Source organism: Promineifilum sp. (SeqCode) (genome assembly GCF_041918635.1).
In the GTDB taxonomy this organism is placed as follows: domain Bacteria; phylum Chloroflexota; class Anaerolineae; order Promineifilales; family Promineifilaceae; genus Promineifilum.
In genome coordinates this window covers 1-2,676 of record NZ_JAYRVJ010000430.1, presented here as the reverse complement: position 1 = coordinate 2,676, position 2,676 = coordinate 1, and the positions used below count along the sequence as shown (strand labels likewise).

Genomic DNA, 2,676 nt, shown 5'->3' with positions numbered 1-2,676 from the left:
CTCCGTCCGGCTGGACATCCGGCGCATCCAGGCCATCAAGGCCGGCAACGACGTGGTCGGCAACCGCACCCGCGTCAAGGTCAAGAAGAACAAGGTCGCCCCCCCTTTCACCGAGTGCGAGTTCGATATCATGTATAATGAAGGGATATCGAAGACGGGCGACGTGCTCGACCTGGCTATCGAGCGCAATCTGGTGGACAAGCGCGGCGCGTATATTCGCTACGGCGAGGCGCTGCTGGGCCAGGGGCGCGAGAACGCCAAGGTCTATCTGGCCGAGAACCGGGGCATTTTGACCGAGTTGGAGAGCCAGATTCGGACAGCCGAGGGGCTGCCGCCTATTCAATAAGAGGGAAGAATCCGCAGATTTCGCAGATCAGGCAGATTTTTTGAGAGTCATCTATCGGGTTTGCGTTATCTGGGGATGCTTCGGTCGCAGGAACATTGAGCACCTGGCAAGGCTCAGCTTGCCGGGGAAGAGCAGTTTACAGTCGAACGTAGGCAGACGGCTTATTGCCACAGCTAGGAAATTCGCGCCGCGCGAGTGGCGCACATGGCACTTCGTGTCGATAAGGAACAACCCAGTCAGCTGGTCACGTCAGGTTGAAATTGCGTACAGGAACCCTGTGGTTTGAGATAGATAGCCGGCCGGCGAGGCCCCACCCCTACCCACGCCGGCCGGATAACAAGGCAAATCGAATGATACAGCACCCAGGCTCGCCGCCGAGAAATCGCCGCTACCCAGCGGCCTGGAACGCTTTGAATATGGGCTCCGTCGCCGTATAGCCTGCGCTACCTGCCAAGCGGGCTGACCACCCCAATTCGGGTGGGGCTTTATTGACAACAGATCGCAAGACCTGGAATAGCCTGTTCACTAGCCGTGGCTCTATAGCCACGGCTTTTTGTTTTTCGGAAGAGAGTGATCCGCAGATTACGCAGATTATTAAGGAAATTGGGCAATTAGGAATCACCAACACCGTTGCTAGAGCATCTTAATTCCTAATTCCTAATTCCTAATTGTTGCATGGGAACGATAACGGCATTGACGGCGCAGGTGAAGAATCCCGACCGCGTGAGCGTGTTCGTGGATGGCGAGTTCGCTTGCGGCCTGGCGCTGTCGGTGGCCGTGGCCGCCGGCCTGCGGGTCGGCGCGACGCTGACGCCGGCCGACCTGGAACGGCTGGCCGGCCAGGAGGAAGTTCACCACGCGCGCGAGCGCGCCGTGGGGTTGCTGGCGCGCCGGCCGCGCAGTTCGGCCGAGATCGCGCGCCATCTGCGCCGTCATCGACATGAGAACGGCGTGATCGAAACAGTCATCAACGATCTGACCGAAGCCGGGTTGATCGACGACGCCGCGTTCGCCGCCTTCTGGGTGGAACAACGAGAGACGTTCCGGCCGCGCAGCCGTCTGGCGCTGCGGCAGGAACTCGGCCAGAAGGGCATCGAACGCGACGTGGTCAGCGAGGCTCTGTCGAGCCTGGACGAGATCGACGCGGCGCGGCGGGTCGCGCAGAAGCAAGCCGGGCGCTGGCGCGCTCTGCCCGAACAGGAGTGGCGCGCCAAGCTGACCCGCTACCTGCTGCGTCATGGATATCCCTATGACGTGGTGGGCGAGGTCGTCGAAGAGACCTGGCTTGCCTTACAAACAGACAACGAACAGTAAAGGAGATCATTATCATGGAACTATGGATAGGCCTGATCATAGGCCTCCTGGTGGGCGCAGCGGCCGCCGCGCTGATCACCCGCTCGGTCTTGCAGCCGAAGGTGGACGCGCTCGTCGCCGCCACCGAGGCCGAGCTGGCCGAGAAGCGCGCCGCCACCGACCGCGAGGCTGAGAACATCCTGCGCGTCTCACGCGAGGAGGCCCAGGAGATCCGCACCGAGGCCGAGAAAGCCATCGAACGGCGCTACCAGGACCTCGCCCGCGCCGAGGAACGCGTCGATCGGCGCAGCGCCAACCAGGACAACCAGGCCAAGAAGCTGGAACTGCGCGAGCAAGTCCTGAACAAGCGCCAGAGCAAGATCGACAAACGCCAGAACGAATTGCAAGACCTGGAAGACGAGCACCGCAAGAAGCTGGAGGAGATCGCCGCCATGACGACCGACGAGGCGCGCGGTGTGCTCATCCAGCAGGTCGAGAAGGAGGCCCAGCAAGACCTGGCCCGCGTCATGCGCGAGATCGACAACCGCGCCAAGGAGACGGCCGAGGAACAGGCCCGCAAGACCATCGCCGTCGCTATCCAGCGCCTCGCCAGCGACCAGGTGGCCGACATGGTCGTGTCGGTCGTGCCGCTGCCCAACGACGAGATGAAGGGGCGCATCATCGGCCGCAACGGCCGGAATATTCGCGCCTTCGAGCAGGCTGCCGGGGTGGACATCATCGTGGATGACACGCCGGAGGCGGTCACTGTGTCCAGCTTCGACTCCGTGCGGCGCGAAGTGGCCCGCCGGGCGCTGGCCAAGCTGATCGTTGATGGCCGGATTCACCCGGCGCGCATCGAGAAGCTGATCAGCGATGCTCAGGAGGAGGTCGAGCGGGACATCAAGGAGGCGGGCGAGCACGCCGCCTACGAGGCCAACGTCCACGGCCTGCACCCGGAGATTCTGAAGACGCTGGGCCGGCTGAAGTATCGCACCTCCTACGGCCAGAACCAGTTGCAGCACTCGGTCGAGGCGTCG

2 protein-coding genes and 1 pseudogene are annotated in these 2,676 nt (G+C 62.6%); all 3 read left to right on the top strand.

Features of this window, described 5'->3' with window-relative positions:
* A pseudogene (locus ACE3UY_RS13395) lies at positions 1–346 on the top strand (DNA recombination/repair protein RecA); the annotation flags it as partial.
* Between the two features lie 675 nt (positions 347–1,021).
* The gene (locus ACE3UY_RS13390) at positions 1,022–1,660 is read left to right on the top strand and encodes a regulatory protein RecX (RefSeq protein ID WP_374688011.1); all 639 of its coding nucleotides are present in this window, start codon (positions 1,022–1,024) and stop codon (positions 1,658–1,660) included.
* A gap of 14 nt (positions 1,661–1,674) precedes the next feature.
* On the top strand, positions 1,675–2,676 hold a 1,002-nt coding region (locus tag ACE3UY_RS13385; protein WP_374688010.1), incomplete at its 3' end, for an Rnase Y domain-containing protein.

Coding starts and splice junctions, on each gene's coding strand:
- ACE3UY_RS13390 (WP_374688011.1), top strand. CDS start 1,022: ATGGGAACGATAACGGCATTGACGGCGCAGGTGAAGAATCCCGACCGC.